General features: G+C 55.0%; 17 protein-coding genes. 12 read left to right on the top strand and 5 right to left on the bottom strand.

The window, feature by feature from the left end; all coding sequences use genetic code 11:
- The first annotated feature begins 524 nt into the window (after positions 1-524).
- Entirely contained in the window at positions 525-1,877 is a 1,353-nt protein-coding gene (locus KF752_16190; GenBank protein ID MBX3423097.1) for a DEAD/DEAH box helicase, read from the top strand.
- Positions 1,878-1,890: 13 nt separating this feature from the next.
- Positions 1,891-2,220, top strand: a complete 330-nt coding sequence (locus KF752_16185; GenBank protein ID MBX3423096.1) for a hypothetical protein — start codon at positions 1,891-1,893, stop codon at positions 2,218-2,220.
- Positions 2,221-2,244: 24 nt separating this feature from the next.
- On the opposite strand, the gene KF752_16180 is transcribed toward KF752_16185, so the two are convergent.
- Positions 2,245-3,729 carry a hypothetical protein gene (locus KF752_16180; protein ID MBX3423095.1) on the bottom strand — a complete coding sequence of 495 codons (1,485 nt, stop codon included), beginning with the start codon at positions 3,727-3,729 and terminating at the stop codon, positions 2,245-2,247.
- 452 nt (positions 3,730-4,181) lie between these two features.
- Positions 4,182-6,206 carry an FAD-dependent oxidoreductase gene (locus KF752_16175; protein MBX3423094.1) on the bottom strand — a complete coding sequence of 675 codons (2,025 nt, stop codon included), beginning with the start codon at positions 6,204-6,206 and terminating at the stop codon, positions 4,182-4,184.
- Positions 6,207-6,319: 113 nt separating this feature from the next.
- Between KF752_16175 and KF752_16170 the strand changes: the two genes are divergently transcribed.
- From KF752_16170 to KF752_16155, 4 genes are all read left to right on the top strand, one after another.
- A complete protein-coding gene (locus KF752_16170) occupies positions 6,320-6,538 on the top strand; it encodes a hypothetical protein (GenBank protein ID MBX3423093.1) in 219 nt (72 codons plus the stop codon).
- 74 nt (positions 6,539-6,612) lie between these two features.
- Complete coding sequence (locus KF752_16165) at positions 6,613-7,908, top strand: acetylxylan esterase (protein MBX3423092.1); 1,296 nt, start codon at positions 6,613-6,615, stop codon at positions 7,906-7,908.
- A gap of 354 nt (positions 7,909-8,262) precedes the next feature.
- Positions 8,263-10,023 carry a PQQ-binding-like beta-propeller repeat protein gene (locus tag KF752_16160; protein MBX3423091.1) on the top strand — a complete coding sequence of 587 codons (1,761 nt, stop codon included), beginning with the start codon at positions 8,263-8,265 and terminating at the stop codon, positions 10,021-10,023.
- Positions 10,024-10,103: 80 nt separating this feature from the next.
- Entirely contained in the window at positions 10,104-11,015 is a 912-nt protein-coding gene (locus KF752_16155) for a PEP-CTERM sorting domain-containing protein (protein ID MBX3423090.1), read from the top strand.
- A gap of 344 nt (positions 11,016-11,359) precedes the next feature.
- Here the strand turns inward: KF752_16155 and KF752_16150 are convergent, their stop codons facing one another.
- Positions 11,360-12,655, bottom strand: a complete 1,296-nt coding sequence (locus KF752_16150; protein MBX3423089.1) for a PQQ-binding-like beta-propeller repeat protein — start codon at positions 12,653-12,655, stop codon at positions 11,360-11,362.
- A gap of 432 nt (positions 12,656-13,087) precedes the next feature.
- On the opposite strand from KF752_16150, the gene KF752_16145 reads away from it, so the two are divergent.
- From KF752_16145 to KF752_16130, 4 genes are all read left to right on the top strand, one after another.
- Complete coding sequence (locus tag KF752_16145; GenBank protein ID MBX3423088.1) at positions 13,088-13,648, top strand: isoprenylcysteine carboxylmethyltransferase family protein; 561 nt, start codon at positions 13,088-13,090, stop codon at positions 13,646-13,648.
- 493 nt (positions 13,649-14,141) lie between these two features.
- Positions 14,142-20,231 carry an alpha-2-macroglobulin gene (locus tag KF752_16140; GenBank protein ID MBX3423087.1) on the top strand — a complete coding sequence of 2,030 codons (6,090 nt, stop codon included), beginning with the start codon at positions 14,142-14,144 and terminating at the stop codon, positions 20,229-20,231.
- 253 nt (positions 20,232-20,484) lie between these two features.
- The gene (locus KF752_16135; GenBank protein ID MBX3423086.1) at positions 20,485-21,318 is read left to right on the top strand and encodes an ABC transporter permease; all 834 of its coding nucleotides are present in this window, start codon (positions 20,485-20,487) and stop codon (positions 21,316-21,318) included.
- A 4-nt stretch (positions 21,319-21,322) separates the two neighbouring features.
- Positions 21,323-21,958 (top strand): ABC transporter ATP-binding protein, encoded by a 636-nt coding sequence (locus KF752_16130; protein MBX3423085.1) that lies wholly within the window; start codon positions 21,323-21,325, stop codon positions 21,956-21,958.
- 464 nt (positions 21,959-22,422) lie between these two features.
- On the opposite strand, the gene deoC is transcribed toward KF752_16130, so the two are convergent.
- Entirely contained in the window at positions 22,423-23,151 is a 729-nt protein-coding gene (gene deoC, locus KF752_16125) for a deoxyribose-phosphate aldolase (GenBank protein MBX3423084.1), read from the bottom strand.
- 8 nt (positions 23,152-23,159) lie between these two features.
- Positions 23,160-24,074, bottom strand: coding sequence for a sugar phosphate isomerase/epimerase (locus tag KF752_16120; protein MBX3423083.1), 915 nt, complete (start codon positions 24,072-24,074; stop codon positions 23,160-23,162).
- Positions 24,075-24,495: 421 nt separating this feature from the next.
- On the opposite strand from KF752_16120, the gene KF752_16115 reads away from it, so the two are divergent.
- Positions 24,496-25,236 carry an SCO family protein gene (locus tag KF752_16115; protein ID MBX3423082.1) on the top strand — a complete coding sequence of 247 codons (741 nt, stop codon included), beginning with the start codon at positions 24,496-24,498 and terminating at the stop codon, positions 25,234-25,236.
- Between the two features lie 6 nt (positions 25,237-25,242).
- Positions 25,243-25,797 carry a DUF420 domain-containing protein gene (locus KF752_16110; GenBank protein MBX3423081.1) on the top strand — a complete coding sequence of 185 codons (555 nt, stop codon included), beginning with the start codon at positions 25,243-25,245 and terminating at the stop codon, positions 25,795-25,797.
- Positions 25,798-25,800: the final 3 nt, after the last annotated feature.

Here is a 25,800-nt window from a genome sequence, read left to right as displayed (position 1 = left end):
CCAATCCATGCAGAGCTATGTCCAAGGATTGAACAGTAGCACACCTGCAGCTTCAAAATCGGCTAGGTTTCGCGTCATCAGGCGAAGTCCGTAGCGGAAAGCTGTTGCAGCAATAAGTCCGTCGATCGCAAGTATTGATCGCTTTGGGCTGCAGTTCGAAGTATGTCAAGCGGCTATAAGCAATTAGGAAGCGACTGAGAGCTTGACTTAGGCCACTTTATGTGCCACAATAACTAAGAATCGGATGGACAAATTATCGAAGAACTGAATCGTTGGGCTCACGGAAGACTGCACTCTATTGGGGCTACGCAACTCCGTAGGTTTGGGTTGCATTCCTGGTTTCTGCACCTGACTGTCCCCGAGAATATGCCCTAATCTGCCGAATTTGTCCGATTTGGATGCTCGGTCGGGATCAGTGCTTTTAAGTTGAAAGCCACCACCAGAGTTCTATGCCGGTCTGCTGTCATCGCAGACTATAACTGAAAGACGATTGCTTGAACGAATTTAAAGAACTTGGGCTTTCCATGCCCTTATTGCACGCTCTGGCCACTGAAGGATATGAAAAGCCCACGGCCATTCAGCAGCTTGCTATCCCGATAGTGCTCGACGGAACTGATGTGATGGGATGTGCTCAGACGGGGACTGGAAAGACTGCGGCCTTTGCGCTGCCCACGTTGCAGAGGCTGGCTCAGAATCGGAATCCTGAACAGCCAGCCATCCGAGGGTTAGTTTTGGCACCGACTCGTGAGTTAGCTGCTCAAATCGGACAGAATTTTGTTGCTTACGGCAAATATCTGAAACTGCGAGTGGCAGTGATTCACGGTGGGGTTAGTCAAGTACCTCAGGTTCGAGCGATTGGGCGTGGCGTCGATCTGTTGGTGGCGACGCCTGGCCGACTGTTGGATTTAATGAATCAGCGGCAGGTGGATATTTCAAAGGTACAGATGTTAATCATCGATGAAGCCGATCAAATGTTCGACATGGGGTTTCTAAGAGACTTGAAGCGGATTGTCTCCAGCGTTCCCCAAAAACAGCGACAAACGCTGATGTTTTCTGCGACCATGCCCGAGCCGATTCGCGACCTGGCCAAGCAGTGGTTAAGCCACCCGAAATACGTCAAAGTTGCAAAAGTGTCCAGCGCTTCTGGGCAAGTCGAGCAGTCGGTATTCCACGTGTCAACTCAGAACAAGCCGAAGCTGCTGGCCAACTATCTTAAGGACTCGGTCCCCGCCCGTTCTATTGTCTTCACTCGAACAAAGCATGGAGCAGATAATCTTGTGAAGATGCTGTTAAGAGCTGGTATCGATGCGGTAGCCATCCATGGCAATAAAAGTCAGAACGCCAGGACGCGAAATATGGAGCGGTTTAAATCTGAGCGGCCACCAGTGTTGATTGCCACAGACATTGCTGCCCGAGGCATTGATGTCGATGGTGTGTCACACGTCATCAACTATCACATGCCAGAAGTTCCCGAAATTTACATCCATCGAATTGGTCGTACCGGGCGTGCGGACGCCACAGGGGTAGCAGTATCTTTTTGCAGCCCGGAGGAACGCGGTGATTTGCGTGGAATCGAGCGGCTATTGGATGCTAACATTCAAGTGAATCAAAGCTTTGCTGTATGGACGAATTCAGCTCAGGACAGTGACGAGCCTGCGAACAAGGGCTTGTCTGTGTCAGCGGGAAGATCAAAATATTCCAATCAACGGAGCAGCCAGGGTGGCAAGGGTGCGCGGCGGCTAAAGGACTTGCCAACAACGGTTGAACCTAAACGCAAGAAACCGCGAAAGCCCTCATGTTTCGCTTTAGTGGTTGGTGAGCATGAGTCGTTGGACAAGGCTGAGAGACAACTCCTTTCGGGCTGCATTTTCCCTTGAATATCAGAGACATATGATGGCGGTACAAGAAAAAATCCTGTGGAAGAACTGGGCAACTTCACTTCGCCAATCCATGATGACCAGTTTGACACCAGAAGTTACCAAGTCTGTTGCATCGATTATCGATGAGACAGGCACAGCCAAAGCCGAAAGCACGCTCAATGGATTTCGATTCTGGCAAGCCTGTCAGGAGGGAAAGAGTCCCAACGAAGTCCTGACCCTTTCAGGCTTTGAAATTGATTTCACACCGGATGAAAACCGCAAAGTACACGAGGTCACCTTTCGCTTGAACAAGACCTGGAAGGACATCCTGCAAGGTGTGCTGGATCGGAAGCGCAATTAGCATCAAACCAAGAATCCAACCTGGTCAACTCTGCTCGCTGGCCAGCTCTTCCTCAACCGTGTGATCCAAGATCGGTTCTTCATTTCCATGCCGCTTGAAGCCGACCAGGGTCAGCGTGGCAACGATGCCGACGGTCATACCGACCCAGGGATTGGGGAAGATAGCCAAGGCGACGGCCATCAGAACTACCACACCGCGCTCGATCTGCGTTTTGGGAATGCCCATGGCCACGTAGGCACAGGCGAAACCCGTCAGCACCAGAGTCAGCGATAGCGCGACGCCCAGCAGCGGCTGCAGGCCGGTCAATAGTGGCACGCAGGTGTACAGGATCGGTATGCCAAACACGTAATAGGACGAAATGCCGCCATAGAGCGAGCGCATGCTGTGGCGGCCTTCAGTCCAGCGCTGGACGATGATCACTTGAACGCCGGTCCACAGGCAACCTTGCGTGGGAAAGAACGGTGCGAAAAGCGCTCCAAACGCATTGCGTATCGCCAGCGACAGGTGGCTGCGATTGATGTTGATGTCGATCTTCTCGTCCGGCCGAGCGCGCATGCCAGCCGCCAACACTTCATTGCCGGTAATTAAGTCGCCAAACAGGATCACATAGCCCATCAGCGCCAGCGGAAAGGCTTGCCATAACATCGCCAAGCTCGGCCAGCCGACAAACAGCGGCGAAGCTTTCTGGAAAAAATCGACAAACGGCGGGACCAGAAAGAACTCGGAGAAGCCGGGGATCACGAGCGTGTCTGCGAAGGGTGGAATCTGGAGTGGGGGTCGTACGTTGTATTGGAACTCGCCAACCAGCGGCCCAACGATCGCTGCCAGCAGAAAGCCCGGCAACAGTCCCAACCCGGCCAACTTCGCCAACCAGCGATAACGCAGCTTGTAATGCTGGATCGGCGCGGAGAAGGTCAGGATCAAACAAACTGAAATCGCCACGATTGTGCTGACCGGCTGCACCATCAGAAACCGTTGGGCGTCGTCCAGAAATACGCGTTTGAGCGCTGCGATGGCGGCACCCAGGATGATCCCCGCCTTAATTGCATCGGGTAACCACTGGACGAACTTGGCACCCAAGCCGGTGACGCCCAGCACCAGCAGGATCACCGCAAAGTCGATACTCATCGCCGCCATAATTTGGAACTTAGCACCCGGAGTCGGAAACAGCGGCTGGCCGCCGGGGGCTTGCAAGATAAACGCCAGCACCAGGGGCAAGGCCGGAGTTACCCAGCCGGGTGCGTATGGATCGCCAAACAGAATTGGCGCAATGCCAATCAGAAACGAGATCAAAAACACGCACGCTACAGCTTCTTCGAACGTCAGCATAAAGCCGTAGTGCTCGCCGGTCAGCACCGGCACTAGCGCCAGCCCGGTTGCACCGGCAACAAAAACTCCCTGCAACAGTTCCGGCCACTCGACGCGCGTATGATAAAACGGAATTCGCAGAGTAAACGGTCCCCAACGAAATCCCGGACAAGCAGCCGCCTGGTGTGACTCGGTCGCCATCGTGCTTGGCTCCTCGTGTAAATGAGTTGCAGTTTCGAACGGTGTCTCGGCAACGAACATTGTAGCGTTTTCCTAACTGCTCTTCGTAGGCTGGGACCAAGTCGCGGGCAATCACAAAAAACATGGCACCGAACCAACCAGCGAAACACAACCAACCATCCCGCGACCGCCGGCCCACTTTATGCCGGTCATGTGAATTTGACCATCGCGGGCAGCCGAAGGATTGTGAAACGCAGAGCCGCAGAGAGCGCGGAGAACGCGCATGGTGGGCCGGCGCATAGCAGAAGTGCTTTGAATTCAGTAAAGCAGGATGCCGTGACGCGGTCTGTCCGATCGATTTGTTATGTTCTGTTGTTGTGGTATGACATTCGATGGTCTACGACTGTCCGCTGCCCAGACCGCTTCACGCACCCTACATGCTACTTGCCCCGATCAATTTATGCACGGTACGCTTAAACGGCTGCGGCTAAGCGGCTGGCTTGTTCGATGGCGCGTTTGGCGTCTAGCTCGTGGGCTTCATGAGCACCGCCGATCAGATGTACGGTCAGGCCGCGCTGACGCAAGGGTTCAACTAGCTCGCGCAAGGGCTCTTGGCCGGCGCAGACGATGACGTTGTCGACGGACAAAAGTTGCGGCTTGCCAGCTACGGTAATGTGCAAGCCAGCATCGTCGATGCGCTGGTACTGGACGTCGGATAACATCTTCACGCCATGTCGCTTCAAGCCACTACGATGGATCCAGCCAGTGGTTTTGGCGAGTCGCTCGCCAGGTTTGCCTCGGGATCGTTGACAAAGATAAATTTCGCGAGTGGGCTGGACGGGGGCCGGCTTAGTCAGCGCCCCGCGATCAGCATAGTTCATATCGACACCCCACTCGGACATGAAGGCGGGAATGTCCAGGCTGGTGGGATGCTCAGACTGCGTCAGAAAGGTAGCCACATCAAAGCCAATCCCGCCAGCACCGATGATGGCCACGCGGCGTCCTACGGGCTGGCCGTGCCGCAAGACGTCGATGTAGGTAAGCACTTGCGGATGATCGCTGCCGGGAATGGAAATCTGTCGCGGCGCTACACCGGTAGCGATAACCGCCTGGTCAAATTCCTCAGTGGACAACAACTCTGTTGTGGCGCGTGTGTTCAAATGTAGTTGCACTCCAGACAGCTCGATTTGCCGCCGATAGTAGCGCAGCGTCTCGTGGAACTCTTCTTTGCCGGGAATGCGTTTGGCCATGTTGAATTGACCGCCGATCTCCGAGTCGGCTTCGAACAAATGCACTTGATGTCCGCGACTGGCGGCGATGCAAGCATAGGCCAGGCCTGCCGGTCCAGCGCCGACAACGGCCAACTTCTGCTTGCGCGGCGTTCGAATATAGTTCAGCTGTGTTTCGTGACAGGCGCGGGGATTGACCAAGCAACTGGCGATCTTGCGGCTGAAGATGTGATCCAGACAGGCTTGGTTGCAGGCGATGCAGGTATTGATCTCATCAGCTCGTTGCTGCTGCGCTTTGTTGACAAATTCAGCGTCGGCTAACATGGGCCGCGCCATCGATACCATGTCGGCTTGGCCGGCTGACAATATCTCTTCGGCCTTCTCTGGCGTGTTGATGCGATTGGTGGTGATTAGCGGGATGTTGACCTGGCCTTTCATACGCCCGGTGATCCAAGCATAGCCACCACGCGGGACCATGGTGGCGATGGTGGGCACGCGCGCCTCATGCCAGCCAATACCGGTATTCATCAATGTCGCCCCGGCTTGCTCGATGCCTCGCGCCAGTTCAACCACTTCGTCCCAACTGCTGCCGCCTTCGACTAAATCCAGCATCGACAGTCGATAGATCAAGATGAACTTGTCGCCAACGGCCTGTCGAGTTCTCCGCACGATCTCCAATGGGAAGCGAATGCGATTCTGATAGTCGCCTCCCCACTGATCACGCCGACGGTTGGTGCGCGCGGCGATGAATTGGTTAATCAAATATCCTTCGCTACCCATGATCTCGACGCCGTCGTAGCCGGCAGCCTGAGCCAATTGAGCCGTGTTGACAAACGCGCGAATCGTACGCTCGACGCCGCGTCCGGTCAGCGCCCAGGGGGTAAACGGCGAGATCGGCGACTTGATGCGCGACGGGGCGACGGCCAGCGGATGATAGCCGTAGCGCCCGGCGTGCAGAATCTGCAAACAAATTTTGCCGCCGGCTGAGTGAACCGCGTCGGGCAACAGGCGATGACGACGCATCTCGCGATGGTTTGACAGTTTCGCAGTGAACGGGCCGGCCCAGCCAGCGCAGTTGGGAGCGATGCCACCGGTGACGATCAAGGCCACGCCGCCCGCGGCGCGCTCGGCAAAGAAAGCTGCCATGCGCTCGAAACCATCACGCTTCTCTTCCAAGCCGGTGTGCATCGAGCCCATCAGCACCCGATTCTTGAGCGTCGTAAAGCCCAGGTCCAGCGGTGCCAGCAGATGAGGATACAAAGGGTGCATTGGCTCGCGTTTCGTTGTGGTTAACTATGGGTCAGTGGCTGAGTTCGCCCCGATTCTGCAGGAATATGTTATCATAACGCCCGGCCCGAGCCATGCGTTTGTGAGGGAATTCAATGAGCGATACATCGTCAAAATTTGCCATGATCTTTGAGTTGCTTGAGCTCGCCGAGCGCGCCTTTGTGTGCAAGCTAAAGCGGAAAACCCCCACGATTCCACCACAAGAAATCGAGCTGGCGGTGGGAGCCTGGTATCAAGATCGTCCCGGTGCTGAACATGGAGACGGAGTAGGGGTACTAGGAGATATTACGAGGTTTCTGCAATGCAACAGCTAGAGGCTACAACCGTAGTAAAGACTTGTTGGCAGATTTTGAAGATTACCGCAGAAAGCTGCACTGGCGCTGGGCAGATGAGGGTCGGTGACGCAGTAGTGATTCTGTGTGTCGGCTTAACCCTGCTTGTGTTTGCCGGACCACTGACGGCTCAGCCGTTCGTACCCAATTACGACGAGTCGCGCGTTCCCCAGTACACTCTGCCCGATCCGCTGGTCGATCAGTCGGGAATGCAGGTGGAAGTGGCCAGTGCGTGGCCGAACCGCCGCGCGGAATTGATCGAGCTGTTCTCGCAGCATGTTTATGGGCGGAGTCCTCAGCCGATTCCCGTTCACGCACAGTTAATTGCGACCGATGAACAGGCGCTGTCTGGGCAAGCGGTGCGCCGCGAAATCGACTTGACGCTTCGCCATGAGGGTCGCGAGCTAACCATGTCGCTGCTGGTCTATACGCCACAGGCGAAGACGAACGTGCCGATGTTCTTGGGTTTGAATTTTCAGGGCAACCATTCGGTCGAACTCGATCCGGCAATTCGCATTCCGTCCACCTGGATGCGCAATCGCGAGGATGGCAGCGCCAAAGAGAACCGTGCGACCCAGCTGGGACGTGGCAAAGGCAGGTCTGCCCTGCCAGCCGAAATGATTGTCCAGCGAGGTTACGGTCTGGCGACGATCTACTACGGCGATATTGATCCGGATTTCGACGATGGCTTTGACAATGGTATTCATCCGCTGTTCGCCCAGTGGGCCACCACTGTACCGAGCGATGAGCGCTGGGGGTCGATTGCCGCTTGGGCTTACGGTTTGAGCCGAGCGCTCGATTATTTGCAATCAGATCCGCTGGTCGATGGCGAGCGTGTAGCGGTGATCGGTCATTCGCGCTTGGGCAAGACGGCGCTGTGGGCCGGAGCGCAGGACGAGCGCTTTAAGCTGGTGATCAGCAATAATTCGGGTTGTGGTGGAGCGGCACTCAGTCGCAGAGCTTTCGGTGAAACGGTTGGACGTATCAATCGCGCTTTTCCACACTGGTTTTGCAAGAAACATTGGCTCTACAACGAAAACGAAGCAGCGTTGCCAGTGGATCACCACCAGCTGATCGCCCTGGTGGCTCCGCGCGCCGTCTATGTGGCCAGTGCTAGTGAGGATCGTTGGGCCGATCCGCGCGGAGAATATCTGTCGTGTGTTCATGCTGATCCGGTTTATCGACTGCTGGGGACACAGGGGTTGGGTGGTGACCAAGCTAATTTCGAAATGCCACCGCTCGATCAAGCTGTACAACTTGGCCCGATCGGCTATCACTACCGTACCGGCGAACACGCACTAACGCCGACCGATTGGCAATACTACCTCGATTTCGCCGACAAGCATTTGTAGGGTGCGTGGCGCGGTTTGGGCAGCGTAAATGCATCGAGTGATGTCATTTAGGTTGGCTGAAATTGGAGTGCTTCATTGCGGAGAATCACACCGCGCAACGCACCAGAGGCTACTATAACCAATAAATGACATCAGCTCGCCACGCCAGCTCTCTCAATTTTCGATATGAAACGCAGAGTCGCAGAGGGCGCAGAGATTTGCTGACATTCTTTCCTCGGCGCTCTCAGCATAACTGCGTTTCAAACTGGCTTTTGCGAGTCTGTGCTCACAATCGAAACACGCTGATAGAGTACGATCACGCAAGAATCAACCGATTGTCACAATTCTTCCCACTCCTTTAAGGAATGAATCGTCATGAACAACGCTTCCACTGAATCTCAGCCAGTTTCGCGATTGCGCTTATGGCCGGCGTGGTTGATCTGCGCAGTGATGCTGCTGTGTATTGGATTGTCAGTCACACCGTCGATCGCCAATGGGCCACGATTCATGTTGATGGTGGGTGGTCCGGTACTGGGTGGGCTGGCGTTCATTGTGTGGGCTATGTTTGCTAGTCGGCTGAGCGCCCGCGAAAAGGTGCTGTGGGGGTTGGCTGCTAGCATACTACCAGCACTGAGCCTGATCTTGACGATGCCTGGGCTGGCGACTCGATCGATGCTGCTGCTTTATGGATTGCCATTGGCCGTCGTAGCCGTTGTGATTGCACTGACCATTGGGGCTCGCAGTCCGCGTCGCGTCGCCTGGTCGGCTGCCTTGATGGCGGTGGCATGGAGTTTTTTTCCGGTGATTCGCAACGAAGGATTCGATGGCGATTATTATCCCGAGCTGGCGTGGCGATTTGCTCCGGTTCACGAACAGACGCTGCCTGAACTGCGAACCCCGTCAGAAATTCCAACCATCAGCCGTGCCAATCCTGATTGGGCCAAGGGTCAGTCCTGGCCGGCGTTTCGTGGACCGCAGGGCAATGGCAGCGTCGACGACCAACTGGCCGACCAGGATTGGTCAAGCAAGCCGCCCAAGGAGCTATGGCGCATCGACATTGGTCCTGGCTGGTCGTCGTTTGCGTACCACGAAGGTCGCTTGTTTACTCAAGAGCAGCGGGGCGAAATGGAGCACACGACTTGTTATTCTGCCGAGGATGGTAGCCTGTTGTGGAGTCACGGCGATGCGGTTCGGTTTGAGGAGGTCGTCTCCGGTGCCGGGCCACGTGGCACGCCCAGCGTGGCTGAGGGCCGTGTTTATGCGATGGGTGCTCGAGCACTGCTGACCTGCTTAGATGAGCAGCGGGGCACCGTGATTTGGCAACGCAATTTGGAGCAAGAGGTGCAGGCCAAGGTTCCCACTTGGGCCTTCTCAGGTTCGCCGCTGGTTATCGGCAATCTGGTGATCATTTTTGCAGGTGGTTCAGGTGACAACGGACTGATCGCGGTTGACAGCCAGAGCGGTCAAACCGTGTGGGCATTTTCTGTGGCTGGGGAGAGCGAAAATTACACGACCGCGCGGCTGCTCAGACTTGCCGATGTTGACTGTTTGATATTTTGCGATGGTCGCGGAGTCCACGCCTTGGAGCCACTGTCGGGAGCCCTCTTGTGGGACTACAAGCCAGCGCAGTGGAGCAGCAGCGGCATGAAGATGGTTGATCCACAGGCTCTCGATTCGACTCGCTTGCTGGTCTCCTTAGGAGACGGAGTCGGCTTGTGCTGCCTGCAGGTTACGCTGGACGGCGACCAGTGGACGATCAGCGAGAATTGGACTACGACTCAACTTCGCCCCTCGTTTAACGATTCGCTGGTGCACGGTGACTTGATTTTCGGATTCAATCAGAATATTTTCGGCTGCATTGATGCTCATACCGGCCAGCGGTTGTGGCACGGCGGACGCTACGGATTCGGACAAGCCATTTTGCTTAAAAACTCCAGAACGATCTTAGTTGTCAGCGAGAAGGGCGATCTGATTCTGCTAAAGGCTCAAGGCGACAAGCTGGAAGTTTTGCAGCGACAGCCGGTGCTCGACGGAAAAACCTGGAATCATCCTATCGTCGTCGGTGATCGGTTGTTCATGAGAAACGGGAAAACAGCTGTCTGTCTGCAATTGGCTTCCTGGAGCAGTTCAGGCTAAGAGCAGGCTGTAGCGGTATGTTCAGCTTGACAGCGCGTGATGCTGGAGACACACTAATCACAGATCAAGGGAGAACAGCTATGAGTCGTCTGTTGGTCGCTTTTACCATCTCGACTTTAATCCTTTGCGAGCAATCGCCAATTGCTCGAGGTTCATTGATACTGTTGACCACGCCTGGCAACTGTACGCAGGTTGGCAATCTGGTTACGAATGGCAGTTTTGAGTCGGTAGGCGGCAACGGCCCAAGCGGTGATGGGCCAGCTAATCAGGTGTTCTGGGCAACGGGCACGTCACTTTCACCTTTTGGATTGCCTGCCGGATGGAATTCGTCGGGCAACGCAAATTCTTATGCTGTTTGGGGTAATGATGCTTCCGGCCCACCGTACACCCTTCGCAACTCCGAGCAACTGCCCAACGGAAGGTATGGCATGTACTTTGGCAATGGCGCTCACGTGACCGTCAATCTGCCACCCAATTTTCACGCGGACGGTCGCGTTACCTTCCCTGGAACCCCAACCTTCACACAGCCGCTGAGTTTCCCGACTCCTGTTGAGTTATGGCAACAGATTCCTACTGCTTCCAATCCAGCACCCAAATATTGCTTTAGCTTCTGGGCCTCGGGAGAATCCGTACTACAAACTTCGGACCCTCAAGGAATCTTGATGGGTATTTTCGGATTACAAGTGACCAACGTCCTGCCTGGAGATCCGGTAATACACTTGACCGTTCCTAGTGCGCCAGATTCTCCCATTGGTGGTTTCAAGCGATACGACTTTGAATTCGTGCCGCTGAACTCAAGCCTGGATGTTACAATCAAGTTCATCAACTACGGTCACCTCGACCTCACCTCATGGGGACGCGGCCCCACGACCGAGCTGGTAATTGACGATGTGATCATTAATGGCATTCCTGAGCCGAGCGCTCTCTATTTGGTGTTTACGGGTTGGATGATGATCAGCCGGTTGCGTCGGCGACGAAGTCGTGCGTGTTAACAGTGCATAGCACTTGTAATACAACGCAGTCATGAATACCACGCTGACCATTCGGCTGAATCAACAGGCAAATCCAGTGGACTTCGTGAGCTGGCATCCCAGCTTGACAAAAGCGATTTGGAGCTTGTCAGCGAGATGAGTCAGCGGGGGCTGGCTGAAGCGTCGATCGGACTTAGGCTGTCAAAATTGAGGGGAGCGTTGCCCGACAGGCCACAAGCTGTCGATTCGTTGTAATGTTCGATCCGTAAACAGAATTGACCGTCGCGAATTTCGAACTTATCGTAACGGTAGAAAAGCCTTTCGTTTCATGCTGGATGAATCATAGTGGTCACCAGCATTGGCAGTTATTGACCGGCGTGTTTGATGCAGTACATCCGCTCAGCGGTGCGCAGCAACAGGCGATTACCGACAATGGCTGGCGTAGCCATGCCCATATCGTCTTCTTCCAAAGGGTTGGTGTGCAGCAGTTTGAACTGGTCGCCCGCCTGGACCACGAATGTCACGCCGTCTTCGTTCAAGCAAAATACTTTGCCGTCGTAAGCCCAAGGCGATGAAGTGAAGGCGCGGCCGTTGGGTAGTCGCTGTTTGCTGTACAGTTCCTGGCCAGTCACTGCATTGTAGCAGGCCATTAGCCCGCGATCGTACAGAACATATAACCGGCCATCGTAGACCAGCGAACTGGGGTTATAAGGTGCCCCCTGGGGCTGCGACCAAGCGATGTATTGATTGCTCGTTTCACCTTCGGCCAAAGAAATGTCACCGCTGGCACCCGGACGAATGGCGTAGATCGGCCGCCGATTGTCCATTACGTAACCTGAGCTGATATACAACAGGCCATCCGCCTCGTAGGGAGTGGCAATGGTGATGCTGGACATGCCTTTGAGGGTCCACAATATATTGCCGTCCAGATCGTAGGAGCGGACTTGACCGGTACCCGGTGTAACGATCTCGGTGCGGCCAGCCGTCGACCAGACATACGGAGTAGACCAATTGCTCTTTTCGTCACGCGGCTTCTTCCAGACTTCGCTACCGGTGCTAGCGTCCAGAGCCAACAGATAGGATTCCTCTTCGTTGTCGTTGCACAAATAAAGTCGCCCGTGGTGAAGTACGGGCGAAGCGGCCGGTCCCCATCCAAAGCGAGTTTGATGAGCAGCCAAGTCGCGCCGCCAGACTTCATTGCCCGCTAGGTCGAAACAAAAAATTCCCAAGTTTCCAAAACAAAAGTAGACTCGCTGGCCATCCGTCACGGCAGTTTCCGAAGCAAAGCTGTTTTTAATGTGCATCGAGGAAGACGGTATGCCTTCATGAACCTGTCGCTCCCACTGGACTTCGCCGCTATCCAGGCTCAGGCACAGCACCTTCCATTGATGGACCGTTTCGGGTGGCTTGAGACGTTCGCCACCAAAGTAGAGCCCTTTTTTAGCCTCTTCGGTTTCTCCGGTGTTAATCACTGTTGTTAAGAAAACCTGATTGCCCCACACTACAGGCGACGACCAACCGCGTCCAGGAATATCGCGTTTCCAAGCCACGTTTTCGGTCGTAGACCAACGGTCTGGCAAGTGTCCACCCTCAGCAATCCCGCGCGCACCGGGGCCACGAAAGCCAGGCCAATTATTGTCAGCCGCAGTGGCCGTGGTCATGAAGGTGACGAATAAGAATTGGCAGAGGATCGGTATCGTCCAGCCGGTTTTGATTGTGGCGTTCACTGCTGTTCTCCGAGTTGATTCGTTTCAGCGGAATAGATCTATTGGCAACAGGCATAATTGTACAGTATCAGTCGCGGTAGCGCTGCCAGGTGCCAAGTGTAGCCGGCATTATATCGCAAGGACAAGTTGCCGGGATGACGAGGGGCAGTCGAGCGTGCCTCTCAAAGCCGAAGGTGGTGATGGGGCAGCTATGCATTAGAATATGCTGTCTTGTCATGCTCGCCGCGAGCGCCATACAACGATGTTCAACGTGGCTTGGCACGGCAGGTGCGCGATAGGCGTGGGTTGCGTCCTTGAGAGTTAGATTGATGAGATTTGAGATTTGAGCAGCCTATGTCAGGTGACAATTACTTTCGGCTAGCAACAATGACGGTCTTTTTGGTGTCGATTTCGATTGGCGTTTACTATCGACTCCAGGCCCGATCGGCTGAAAAAATTTCGCGAAAACCAGAGGGCTATGTGTTGGCTGTCGCGCTGCGGTTCGCAGGATTGTTTCTTTGGTCGGCCACTTTCGGTTATTTGATCTATCCGCCGTCGGTTGGCTGGGCTTCGCTACCGCTGCCACCATGGATTCGTTGCCTTGGAGTTGTTATTGGTGGTGCCAGCGCATTTCTGATGTACTGGACTTTATCCAGTCTTGGAAAGAATTTGACCGATACCGTCGTTACGCGTCGCGATGCCACGTTGATTACTCACGGACCATATCGCTGGGTTCGCCATCCATTCTATTTAACGGCGGCATTGTTGATGAGTTCGGTTGCGTTGCTTGCAGCCAACTGGCTGATTGGAATTGCCGGTTTGTTAGTCTTGACGCTGCTAGCGATCCGGACACCAACTGAAGAAGCACACTTAGTCGCGCGATTCGGTCAGCAATATCGTGACTACATGGACCGCACCGGCCGCTTCTGGCCCAGACGGTTCAAATGAGCCCGTGAACTGTGATAGTTCCCTCGATCATTTTCTAGGTCACAAATGGAGGCGAGAAGGTTATGGCTTGACTCGAAATCGTCGCCTGCCAAGAGCATCCTTGCGGCTTGATGTTGGAATCAGTTGTATTGGGCGACGTATCGAAGTTGTCACGATCACGCCAATATCGTCGCTTAGTCAGGAGGGTCACCGCCGGGGACCTTCAAAATCCAAATTTTTCAGCGATGATCAAAATTCGTTGGCAACTCAGCTCATTTTTTCGGGAACTGATTGGAGCGGGAAGGCGTTTAAGACTCTGGCCAGTGATGGCGTTTCTGGCCGACAGTGATAACAATGGGGTGTTTGCGATGGGTTGCACATGGCGGCCTGGAACGCTGGCCCGACGCGATACAGATTGGGGAGTTTACGTAACGTGATCCGAAATAATGGACTTTGGGCCAGTTTACCGTTCTGGGCAGTATTCTGTGGGGCAGCACTGTTGGGGTGGGGGTTCATGATGCCACAGTTAGTTGCCGAGGACGGGGATAAGGACAATGATCCGCTGTGGAATGCGGTGCTGGAGGCTTTGGCACAAGGTCAGCCAAAGACTGCGATCGAGCGGCTGGCTCCGATAGCCGCTCGTGCCCAGGCCACTGGCGATGTGGCCGAAAAGATTGTCGTGTTAGCTACTCGAGTCAATCTGGAATCAACCACCAACGAGAGCGCTCCGGATACTCGGCTGAAACGACTGCGAGCCGAGATCGACTCGGCCGAAGCAGCCATGCGGCCGATGCTGGAGCTGATCCAAGCTACCTGGATGTGGGAATTCTTTCAGGAGAATCGTGGGCGGTTTGCGGGTAGGACAGGTGTGGCGGATTCCCATAGCCCTCAAGCCGACGATGCTGACGCCGCGGCTGTTCCTGGGCCCGATGATGATCTGACCACTTGGGATCTGCCTCGCATTTTGAAAGCCGTCGATGGCCAGTTTGCTCGCGCGCTGCGTGAAGCCGAGCAACTCAAGCAGACGCCGGTGGAGCAATACAAATTGTTGCTTACCAAGGGCAGTGTTCCAGCCAAGTATCGTCCCAGCATGTATGACGCAGTGGTCCATCATGCACTGGAGTTCTACTCGGCTGCCGAGCAGGCCGGTTCGCGATCAATCCACGCTTTTGATCTACTGGTTGATAGTCCCGTCTTTGCACCGCTGGAAGAGTTTCTGGCATGGCAACCCGAAGCGGTCGATCGTCGCGCGCCGTTGTTGGTAGCGGTCAAACTGCATCAAGAGCTATTGAAATTTCACAGTGCCGATGAGGATTTGACTGCGCAATTGGAAGCGGATTTTGCACGGCTGCAGTTTGCGAATAATCATGCACAAGGTGGCGACAAGGCCGCTCGCTACGATGCTGCGCTGAGGCATTTTCAGATTGCAGCCAGCGATCATCCTCTGTGGGCACAGGCTCAAGCAAAACGTGCTCAATTGGCTCAAGACGCCGGTCAGTCAGCGGCTGCACACCAACTGGCTAGCGAGGCACTGGATCGCTTCCCCACGACTGTGGGTGGAAACCAATGTTACAACTTGATTCAGGAGATTGAAGCCCGCGAAGCCCAGGTCACTACCGAGCGCGTGTGGAATGATCCTTGGCCGACGATCGATGTCCGTTATCGCAATGTTACCAAAGTTTACTTTCGCATGCTGCCGCTGAATTTCCAGGAATTCGTTACTTCACATCGCTGGCAGCCTGAGAATTTGAATGATGACGACTATCGCCGACTGTTGAACGCCAAGCCGATCAAGGCGTGGTCAGCCGATTTGCCAGCCACTGCGGACTACAAGCTGCACGTCCATTCATTGCCGGTCCCAAAGGATATGCCACTCGGGGCCTATTATCTGCTGTCCAGCCACAATGAAGATTTTTCCGATGCCGACAATCAAGTATGCGTCACCGAGGTTTGGGTTAGCAAGTTGTCGTTAGTCGTCCAAAACAAGCAAGATGATGGCAAAATCGGAGGATATGTATTGGAAGCTGGAAGCGGACTGCCGATTGCTGGAGCCACAATCCAGGCCTGGCAACATGAACCCCGCAATGGCAAGCGAATCGCGCTCACCCCTATCAAGACCGATCGCGACGGGCGATTCGAATTTCCCGTCGATGAGCGCGGACCGGTATGGTTGTGGGCAGAGCATGGGCGCGATCGTCTGAGTTCCACCAATATGCACAGCAACTTCGGTCGTCAGCACGGTTCGCCACTAGTTCAGCAAACTGTGTTTTTTACCGACCGCGCGATCTATCGGCCGGGGCAGACCATTCGGTTCAAGGGCATTTGCTATTCGTTCCAGCACGAAAACGATAAATATGAAACGCTAAGTGGTCAGGATATGACTGTCGCGTTGCTGGATGCGAATCATCAGCCGGTTGAACAGCTACAGCTGCGCAGCAACGACTATGGAAGCTTCAGTGGCAGCTTCACGGCACCTAGAGATCGGCTGACAGGCATGATGACCATTCAAGTCGTCTCGGGATCTCCTGGACAAGCCGCAGTGCGCGTGGAAGAGTACAAGCGGCCCAAGTTTGAAGTTGAATTATCTCCACCCACCGCAGCTCCCAAACTCAACCAGCAGGTAACGGTGGCTGGTAAGGCCACTGCGTACACCGGAGCCAGCACCCTCGGTGCTAGTGTGCAGTGGCGCGTCGTCAGGCAGGTGCGTTATCCAGGTTGGTGGTACTGGAGGATGTGGTGGCTACCGCCGTCGCGCGGCGAGAGCCAGGAGATTGCTCGCGGTAGTGCAGTCACCGACGATAACGGCGAATTTCAACTGCAATTCGTAGCCAAGCCCGATGCGTCGGTAGCCGAAGATTCTCAGGCCACGTTCCAATACGTCGTTCACGCCGATGTTACTGATGGTACCGGCGAGACTCGCTCTACCGAGCGTACCGTGAATGTAGGCTTTATCGCGCTCAGCGCGAATTTGTCAGTTGATGACTGGCAAACGACGGCTGGGCCGGTCGAACTGACCATCAAAACCACGGATTTGGATGGACAAAACCAAGTAGCGGCTGGTCGCATCAAAATTCACGCGCTGCAGCAGCCCGATCAAGTAGCCCGTCCGTCACTGATGCCGCCTTGGCGCGGACACACAGGACGCCGCGGACCGGTGCCTGTCGGGAGCGACGAACGCCCGAAGGAGGATTTGAGCAATCCGGCGAGCTGGCCGTTGGGCGATGTGGCTTTCGAAGCTGATTTTCAGACCGATGCCACAGGCCTGCAGAAGTTGTCGACTGAGCTGGGCGCAGGAATGTACCGAGCGATATTGACCACGCAGGATCGCTTTGGCAAGCCGGTGACCGCCGAATTGCCGCTGGAAGTTTTGGATGTTAACGCCCCACGCTATGCGGCCAGGATTCCTCATCGACTGAGTATCGAAAAGTCATCGGTCCAGCCCGGCCAGACCTTACGTGCTGTATGGGGCAGCGGCTATCAGTCGGCGCGCGCGCTGATAGAAATCGAGCATCGTGGAAAGATGATCCGCAGCTACTGGACCGACGCCAATCGCACTCAAAGTATCATTGAACTACCGATCACCGAAGCCATGCGCGGAGGCGTGACGCTACATGTTACATTTGTGAAACAGAATCGAGCTTATCTGGAAACTCGCAAAATAGATGTGCCCTGGAGCAACAAACAGCTGAAAATCACTTGGGAACGATTTGTATCAAAGCTTGGTCCCGCTCAGCGCGAGACCTGGACGGCTGTCATTCAGGGTCCCGATGCAGAAAAAGCGGTGGCTGAAATGGTCGCCACGTTGTACGACGCTTCGCTGGATGCATTCGCACCGCACGCCTGGATGTCAGGTTTCGGAGTGTTTCGACAGGACTATTCGCACCTAGTGCGTGAGTTTGCCAATCACGCCAAGCTGCTGCAGACATTCCGATATGATTGGAACATTGCATACAAGGATATTGATTGGCGATATTCCGTGCTGGACATCCCCGGTTCGTCCGCGGGGCCGGGTGGCGGCCGATTGGACAGGACGATGCCAATGCTCGGTCATGGAGGAATATCCATGAGAGCCATGAGTGCAGCACCAGAAGCTATGGCCGATTCAAGCCAAGCCGGCATCATCATGCAGAAGTCGGGCGGAGTGGCGAGTTCTGACGCCAACAGCCAAGCTTATGGAGAAGAGCAAGCTGCTGCGGGTACAGGTGGCGACCTGCCCAAGGTTAGTTTGGACGGTATTTCGGTACGCACCAACTTAAACGAGACAGCATTTTTCTTTCCGCACATCGTGTCGGCAGGCGACGGTGTGGTGAGGTTGGAGTTCACGATGCCCGAAGCGCTCACCCGCTGGCGTTTCCTGGGGTTTGCCCATGATCAGCAGCTGCGCGGCGGCTTACTGAGTGATTCTGCGGTAACCAGCAAGGACTTGATGATCCAGCCGAATGCCCCGCGCTTCTTGCGCGAAGGCGACGAAGTTGAAGTGACCGTGAAAGTTACCAACATGTCTCCGACACGGCAGACCGGTAGCGCCGGTCTGAATTTCAATGATCCGCAGACAGGCAATTCGCTCGATGCACAGCTCGGCAATGCAACTGCATCGCAAGAGTTTGATATACCGGCTGGCGGAACGCAGGCTTTGGCTTGGCGCATTCGTGTGCCGGATGGCTTGTCGCTGATAACCTACCGCGCCTTGGCATCTTCCGGGCGGCTCAGTGACGGCGAAGAAGGTTACCTGCCGGTGCTGTCGCGGCGCGTGCTGATAACCGAGTCGTTGCCCCTGCCAATTCGAGGGGCGCAGACCAAACAGTTTCAGTTCCGCCGACTGCTGGATTCGGGAAATTCCAACACTCTCCAGCATCAATCGCTGACAGTCCAAATGGCCTCCAATCCAGCCTGGTATGCCGTGATGTCATTGCCTTACTTGATGACGTATCCACATCAGTGCAGCGAACAGATTTTTAATCGACTGTACGCCAATTCGTTAGCCGGGCACATCGCGGCCAGCGACCCCAAGATCGAGCGCGTCTTTGAGCAGTGGCGCAGATCGGATGCACTGGATAGTCCGTTGACGAAGAATCAAGATTTGAAGTCGACGATGCTGGAAGAATCTCCCTGGGTCCAGCAAGCTCAGTCGGAAAGCCAATCCCGGCGGAATGTCGGCGTATTGTTTGACCGCAATCGCCTGAGTGACGAGACACAGCGAGCGCTGACCGAGTTAGCCGATCGGCAGTTGGCCGATGGACGTTGGGCTTGGTTCCCCGATGGACCTCCCAGCGATTATATTACGCTGTATATCACGACCGGCTTTGGCCGATTGAGACATCTGGGGGTCGCCATCGACTCGACTGCGGCCATTCGTTCGCTCACAGCCTTGGATAACTGGCTGGACCAGCAGCATCGTTTGGCACTTGACGCTATGCAGCGCAAGAAAGACACGCCCAACCCACCGGCCGGTGCAAAGGCTGTTGATCAGCCGGGCAATTTCTTGAACTACACGATCGCCATGTATTTGTATGGTCGGAGTTTCTTTCTGCCCGAGCATCCGATAGCCGCCGAGCATCAAGTGGCCCTCAGATTTTGGCTGGATCAAGCCGAGCGTTATTGGCTACAAATAGGCAGTTTGCAGTCGCAGGCGCATGTGGCACTGGCCTTGAAGCGATTCGGAAAAGGCGATGCGGCGCAGAAGATCATGGTCTCGCTGAAGGAGCGATCGCTGACCAACGAAGAACTGGGTACGTATTGGAAAACGGCCGATCAATTCTATTGGTGGTATCACGCTCCCATCGAATCGCAGGCGGCGCTGATCGAGGCTTTTGATGAAGTTGCTCAAGACGCGAAAATGGTGGAAGATTGCAAAGTCTGGCTGCTCAAGCAAAAGCAGACCCAGCATTGGAAGACCACAAAAGCCACTGCGGATGCCGTGTACGCCTTACTATTGCGCGGGACAGACCTGTTGGTTGCCGATCAGCCAGTCGAAGTAGCCCTCAACGATCAACTGATTCAGCCCGTCAAAATCGAAGCTGGTACCGGATTCTACGAGCAGAGGCGCGTCGGCGGTGACGTGAACGCTCAGTTGGGTAATATCAGCGTCACCAAGCGTGAGCCCGGTGTTGCCTGGGGCAGCGTGCATTGGCAGTACTTTGAAGATATCGATCGCGTGACGGCGCATGCCGACACACCGCTCAAGCTGACCAAAGAATTGTATGTCAAACGCAATACAGATAGTGGACCTCAGCTACAGGCCGTCGGCCAGAATGATCGGGTGGCCAACGCCTTTGTGGGTGACGAATTGGTCGTGCGGTTGGTGCTGAAAGTGGACCGCGACATGGAATATGTTCACCTGAAGGATCATCGCGGCAGCGGCACCGAACCGGTCAACGTGCTGTCGGGCTATCAATATCAGGATGGCCTGGGCTACTACGAATCGACACGCGACACCGCCAGTCACTTCTTCATCGACTACTTGCGCAGCGGCACTTATGTCTTTGAATATTCGACGCGCGTACAGCTCAAGGGCAGCTACTCGACTGGTATGGCCAATGTGCAATGTATGTACGCTCCGGAATTCAACAGCCACAGCCAGAGTATTCGCCTGGAGGTTCAATGAGCGTAGCCGGCTGGCAACGGTCGGGATTATAGTTTATGAGTAACCGCTCACGCGTTTTGTAGGGTGGGACCAGCAGGGCCAATGAAGTTTGGTATTCAACGCTAAAGTTAGTCGATTTGAGCCAAGCCTATCCCAATACGAATCACTTGGCCCCGCGCTGGCCCACCACAGCACAGGTCCTGAACGGTTACGTTTTTTTTTAGTAACACCTAACGGCAATGACTTTGGTGTGGTTGTTCCCTAAGTAACGTTGATGAGCGAGCCAGGATTGGAAAAGCGGCGATCCAGCGAACTGCACGATGCGATCTTTCTGCTGGTCATGGGCGGATTGTCGTCCTGCTTTGTGTTGTTAATCGCCCTGATGTTGCTAGCTGACATTTGGTTTGTGTCGCTCGAGGATTTTAGGAGCATTCTGGTCAAACCAGAGATTCGGTCGTCGCTGCAGTTGACACTTCTGTCGTGTACGGTGGCAGCCATCTGGTCGTTGTGGGTGGCTACGCCGTTGGCCTATCTGCTGTCGCGTTATCGTTTTCCTGGTCGCTGGCTGATTGACGCCATAGTCGATATACCCATCGTGCTGCCCCCGCTGGTGTTGGGATTGAGTCTTTTGATACTGTTCCACCTCAAGATCGGTCAGTGGCAATTGGATTCCTGGTTGCGGCATAGTTTAGGTCTTGAAATCGCTTTTCGTTGGCCCGCCGTCGTGCTGGCACAATTCGCGGTTTCTTGCGCGTTTGCAATTCGTACCATGCGCGTGACCTTCGATCAGATCAATCCGCGGGCTGAACAGGTGGCTAGAACATTGGGGTGTTCACGGGCTCAGGCGTTTGTCAAAGTCGCATTGCCGCAGAGTTGGCGCGGAATGATCACGGCTGGCACGATCGCCTGGTCGCGAGCGCTGGGGGAATTTGGCCCGATCATGGTGTTTGCAGGTACCACGCGGATGAAGACGGAAGTGTTATCGACGTCAGTGTTCTTAGAGTTGAGCGTTGGTGAGCTCAACGCGGCGGTGGCGATTTCGCTGCTGATGGTGACGATGGCCGCTGTGGTGCTGGTCATTCTGCGCTGGGCAGGAGTCGACAGGTAGCCTCATGATACGCCTGGAAAACGTAACGATTCGCGCCGGCCGCTTTGAACTGCGAGATGTGCAGTTGGAGGTGGAGTCCGGGCAATACGTCGCCTTGATGGGCCGCACCGGTTGTGGCAAGACGACAATGTTGGAAGCCATTTGCGGATTGCGCAGTGTGTCAGCCGGTCGCATCGTCATCGGCAATCAGGATGTAACCGACGCGGCGCCTGGAGATCGACGCATCGGCTACGTTCCGCAAGACTTGGCGCTGTTTCCCACCATGACCGTCGCGCAGCATTTGGGTTTTGCCTTACAGTTGCAACGACAGTCGCGAGCCGAAATCCAGCAGCGCACACAGGAGCTGGCTCAGCAACTTGCGATCAGCCATTTATTGCAACGCTATCCAGCCGGACTGAGCGGTGGCGAGGCACAGCGGGTCGCGCTGGGCCGTGCCCTGGCGTTTCGACCGCCATTGCTACTGCTCGATGAACCGCTCAGCGCGCTGGACGATCAGACACGCAGCGAGTTGATAGAACATTTGTCTAGGATCAAGCACAGCCGCAGTGTAACTGTATTGCACATTACTCACAATCAATCCGAAGCTCAGTCGCTGGCCGACAGGATTGTCCGACTGGCAGACTGTTGCCGATCCGGGTGAGACGACCGGCTTATCTGTTTTGAACGAATTTATCGAGAAACGGAAGTGATCTCCCGGACAAGCCGGAGAGCATTTCGATCACGCGCGGCTTGCCCGGGGGCAGGCTGTGATTCTGGCTAACTGGATCTTCACAATTCGATTTCCGTTAACTGCAATGGGCTTCAGGGGTCGCGCGGTCATCGGCGACCTCAAGCCATCCAGCGGCAGCTGCGCGAATGCTGGCAAGCGTCTCATCGATTGTTTCCCCCCTGAAAAACGCAACCGGGCAGCGCAGGAACTTATGCCCAGAATCCACCTTCTTCAGCCGGATGGATGATAACTCTGACCTTCACGACAATGGCTCCGGACGTAATAAGCGAAAAAGGAAGCTACGCTGATAATACACCGTCGACTTCAGATTATTGAAATGCTTCAGCAAATAGGTGAGTGGTCGAATCGTAGCTACCATCAAACGTTACAGCAACTCAATAGCTGGAAGCCGCTGAGGGCTTAGATTGAAACTGGATGGGTAGCAAGCCCAGCTCTTGACGGGCGCGATCGAGAATGACGGCGGTTGCACTGGCACCGCAGCGCGTGACGCCAAGCTGTTTGTATTCGGACAGTTTGTCAAAGTCGCGAATGCCACCGGCGGCTTTGACTTGCACGCTGGGACCGACGGATTGTAGCATGAGCCGCAAGTCATCGGCGGTAGCTCCGCTGCTGCCATAGCCAGTGCTCGTCTTGACCCAATCGACACGCAGCTCGGTGCAGATGTGGCAAAGTTTGCGCTTGTGGTCGTCAGTCAAGTAGCAGTTCTCGAAAATGACCTTGATCTTCCGTCCGGCGGCGTGAGTCACCTCGACCACGGCAGCTATGTCATCGGTGACGTAGGACCAATTGCCCGACAGAACTTGGCTGATATTGACCACCATGTCCAGCTCTTGTCCGCCGTCGTCGATGGCCTGGAGAGCTTCAGCGCGTTTGATGGCGGTTGCATGACCACCGTGAGGGAAGCCGATGGTGGTGCTGGGCAGCACGGTCGATCCGGCCAGAATCTGACTACAGCGTTTAAGGTAGAAGGGCATGATGCACACACTGGCCACATCGTAGGCCAACGCCAGTTGGCAGCCATCGTCCAGTTGTGGCTGGGTGGTGGTAGGCACCAACAGCGAATGGTCGATCATCTTCGAGAAAGCCAAATAGGAAGCGCTCATGGGTAAGCTCACGGAATAAAGTTCTTCAGATAGCGGTAACTCTGGACCAACGACGCCTTGCGGTCGGCTAGCGAGCCTTCATAGGCGCGGTCCTCCACTTCCACGCACATTGCGCCCCGAAAACCACTGTCCAACAAGGTGGCTATGAAGGCACCCCAGTTCACTTCGCCCAATCCCGGCAGCTTAGGAGTGTGGTATAGCGGAGGATAAGCCAGCAAGCCGACTTCGTTCAGCCGATGGCGATCCAGTGTGGCGTCCTTGGCATGTGTGTGCCAAATGCGGTTGCCGAAATTGCGAACCGCAGACAAGTAGTCCATCACTTGCCACACCATGTGTGAGGGATCGAAATTCAGCCCCAGGTTCGGACTGGAAATATCGCGGAACAGTCGCGACCAGACTTCGGGGTTAGAGGCGATGTTCTTACCGCCTGGCCATTCATCTTTGGAGAACAGCATCGGGCAGTTCTCGATGCCGACCTTCAGATTCAAGCTATCGGCCAACTCCATGAGCGGCCCCCAAGTATCCAGCAGTCGCGGCCAATTATCTTCGACGCTCAGCCGATGATCGCGGCCAATAAACGTATTCACGTTTTGCAGTCCCAGTCGCGGAGCAGCTTGCATGACTCGACGCAGATGTTCCACCGCAGCTTGAGCTTCTTCGAGGTTGGCCGACAGGCAGTTGGGATAGTAGCCCAAGCCGCTGATCTTCACGCCGGTACTGTGCTGCAATTGATTGATCTCAGCGATCGCCGAATCACTCAACTGCGTGACGTCGATGTGCGTTACACCGGCGTAACGCCGATCGGCTTTGCTGGGCGGCCAGCACATAACCTCCACGCAATCGTAGCCGATCTGAGCGGCCAGTTGCAGTACTTCAGGCAACGACAATTCCGGCACGATGGCCGTGACAAATCCAAGTTGAATCATGGGTTACCAACTCTCTTGAGGCGATGTAGTGTCATCAGGCCGCTATGGATGGTCGCTCCACAGTTGTCTGCGCTGTACCCAGCTAAACGCGGCCAAGTCAGCTTAACAAGCCTGAGAAAACATACCAGACCGCATCGTGCTAGTGGCCTTGGTCCCATTTCGATACCGGCTTTTCGGCACGTGGCAGTTAAAATCTACCGTCGACACCATCACCAGTCGCTGGTATCGCCCAGCCTCCACCGTCTGGCGACGAAAGCTACCTTCTTACAGGTTGCCTTCAGAGGTACAGGTTGCCTGTGAGGCTGTTGGGAATTGGAATAGAATGTTAACACAGGTGAACATAATGAGCCCAAATGAAGAACTAGCGTCTATCCATCCATGCTATCGGTGTCCGGTTAGCCGCTGGATAATTTTTGCCGTGTTGATAGCTGGTTTGGCGATGCAGGTCGGTTGTCCAAGCGGACGTCGCGACGAAGGTGTTGCGGCGATCGCCTACGTCGAAGACGAAAATGGCAAGTTGGTTCCTGCCGATCAATATCAACGGCGCGGCATCAGTCAGCCGCCGCGCAGGCCAGCGGGCAGCGACCAGGAGTGGTTGAGCCAGTTTGAGTTGACCGACATTCATGGCAAGTCGGTTTCAAGCCACGACTTGAAAGGTCAGCCTTATGTGCTTAGTTTCTTCTTCACCGTCTGCCCAACTATTTGTCCTAGACAAAACGAAAAGCTGAAGTTGTTGCAGCAGCAGTTTCGCGGCCAACCATTCCGATTGGTCAGCATTACTTGCGATCCAGATGTCGATCAGCCGCCGGTATTGGCAGAGTATGCCAAACAATATGGTGCCGATCCCGCTCAATGGTACTTTCTGACAGGCGACTTGACGTACATTCGCCGGGTGGGTGCCGAGATGTACTTTCTGCCGGTCGATCGTCGCTTTCATGCCGACAAATTGCTGTTAGTCGATGCCGATGGGCAGATTTACGGTTCGTACGAATGGCCCGAAGAGCCAGCGTGGCAAGGATTGATCGACGATATTCAAGCTATGCTGGCTGCTGGCGGGCGACTACCGCTCAAGCAATCAGAGCCACAGTCGCTGACGGCTGGCGGAGCGGCTGACACAGATGTCGAGGCTGAAACTGATGAAAACGCTAGGGAGGAATAACGTTCGATGGTTGCTGAACCCTATCCATCTGCCAGCTTGACTATCGCCGATCATCTAGCACGACGCTGGATTTGGACGGTCTCGGCAATCGTGTTTTTGGCGGTGACCCTACTGAGTCGCGTGCAACTGCCTGCACCTGCTGGTATGGATGTACATCTGTTTGCCAAGTGCAACGCCGTTATCAATTCGTTGGTTAGCGGGCTGTTGATCTGTGGAGGATGGGCCGCCAAGTCGGGTAGGTGGCGACTGCATCAACGGCTGATGTTGTCAGCGCTGGTTCTGTCAGCGCTGTTCTTGGTGTCGTATATTCTGCACCACCTCTTCGCTGGTAATACGCGGTTTGGCGGCCAGGGGTGGATTCGACCGGTCTACTATGGATTGTTGCTCAGCCATATACTGCTGGCAGCTGGATCGCTACCGTGCATCTTATTTACAGCCTACCGAGCGCTGTCGGGCAAATATCCTGAGCATCGACGAATGGCCAGGTGGGTATGGCCCGTCTGGCTGTATGTCAGCCTGAGTGGTGTTGCAGTATTTTGGCTCATTTTTCCATATTACTAATGC

It is taken from the genome of Pirellulaceae bacterium, assembly GCA_019636385.1.
Classification (GTDB): Bacteria; Planctomycetota; Planctomycetia; order Pirellulales; family Pirellulaceae; genus Aureliella.
Note: the sequence above shows the minus strand (reverse complement) of the source record. Positions and strands in the feature narration are given on the sequence as shown.

Coding starts and splice junctions, on each gene's coding strand:
- KF752_16190 (MBX3423097.1), top strand. CDS start 525: ATGCCCTTATTGCACGCTCTGGCCACTGAAGGATATGAAAAGCCCACG.
- KF752_16185 (MBX3423096.1), top strand. CDS start 1,891: ATGATGGCGGTACAAGAAAAAATCCTGTGGAAGAACTGGGCAACTTCA.
- KF752_16180 (MBX3423095.1), bottom strand. CDS start 3,729: ATGGCGACCGAGTCACACCAGGCGGCTGCTTGTCCGGGATTTCGTTGG.
- KF752_16175 (MBX3423094.1), bottom strand. CDS start 6,206: ATGCACCCTTTGTATCCTCATCTGCTGGCACCGCTGGACCTGGGCTTT.
- KF752_16170 (MBX3423093.1), top strand. CDS start 6,320: ATGAGCGATACATCGTCAAAATTTGCCATGATCTTTGAGTTGCTTGAG.
- KF752_16165 (MBX3423092.1), top strand. CDS start 6,613: ATGAGGGTCGGTGACGCAGTAGTGATTCTGTGTGTCGGCTTAACCCTG.
- KF752_16160 (MBX3423091.1), top strand. CDS start 8,263: ATGAACAACGCTTCCACTGAATCTCAGCCAGTTTCGCGATTGCGCTTA.
- KF752_16155 (MBX3423090.1), top strand. CDS start 10,104: ATGAGTCGTCTGTTGGTCGCTTTTACCATCTCGACTTTAATCCTTTGC.
- KF752_16150 (MBX3423089.1), bottom strand. CDS start 12,655: ATGACCACGGCCACTGCGGCTGACAATAATTGGCCTGGCTTTCGTGGC.
- KF752_16145 (MBX3423088.1), top strand. CDS start 13,088: ATGACGGTCTTTTTGGTGTCGATTTCGATTGGCGTTTACTATCGACTC.
- KF752_16140 (MBX3423087.1), top strand. CDS start 14,142: ATGATGCCACAGTTAGTTGCCGAGGACGGGGATAAGGACAATGATCCG.
- KF752_16135 (MBX3423086.1), top strand. CDS start 20,485: ATGAGCGAGCCAGGATTGGAAAAGCGGCGATCCAGCGAACTGCACGAT.
- KF752_16130 (MBX3423085.1), top strand. CDS start 21,323: ATGATACGCCTGGAAAACGTAACGATTCGCGCCGGCCGCTTTGAACTG.
- deoC (MBX3423084.1), bottom strand. CDS start 23,151: ATGAGCGCTTCCTATTTGGCTTTCTCGAAGATGATCGACCATTCGCTG.
- KF752_16110 (MBX3423081.1), top strand. CDS start 25,243: ATGGTTGCTGAACCCTATCCATCTGCCAGCTTGACTATCGCCGATCAT.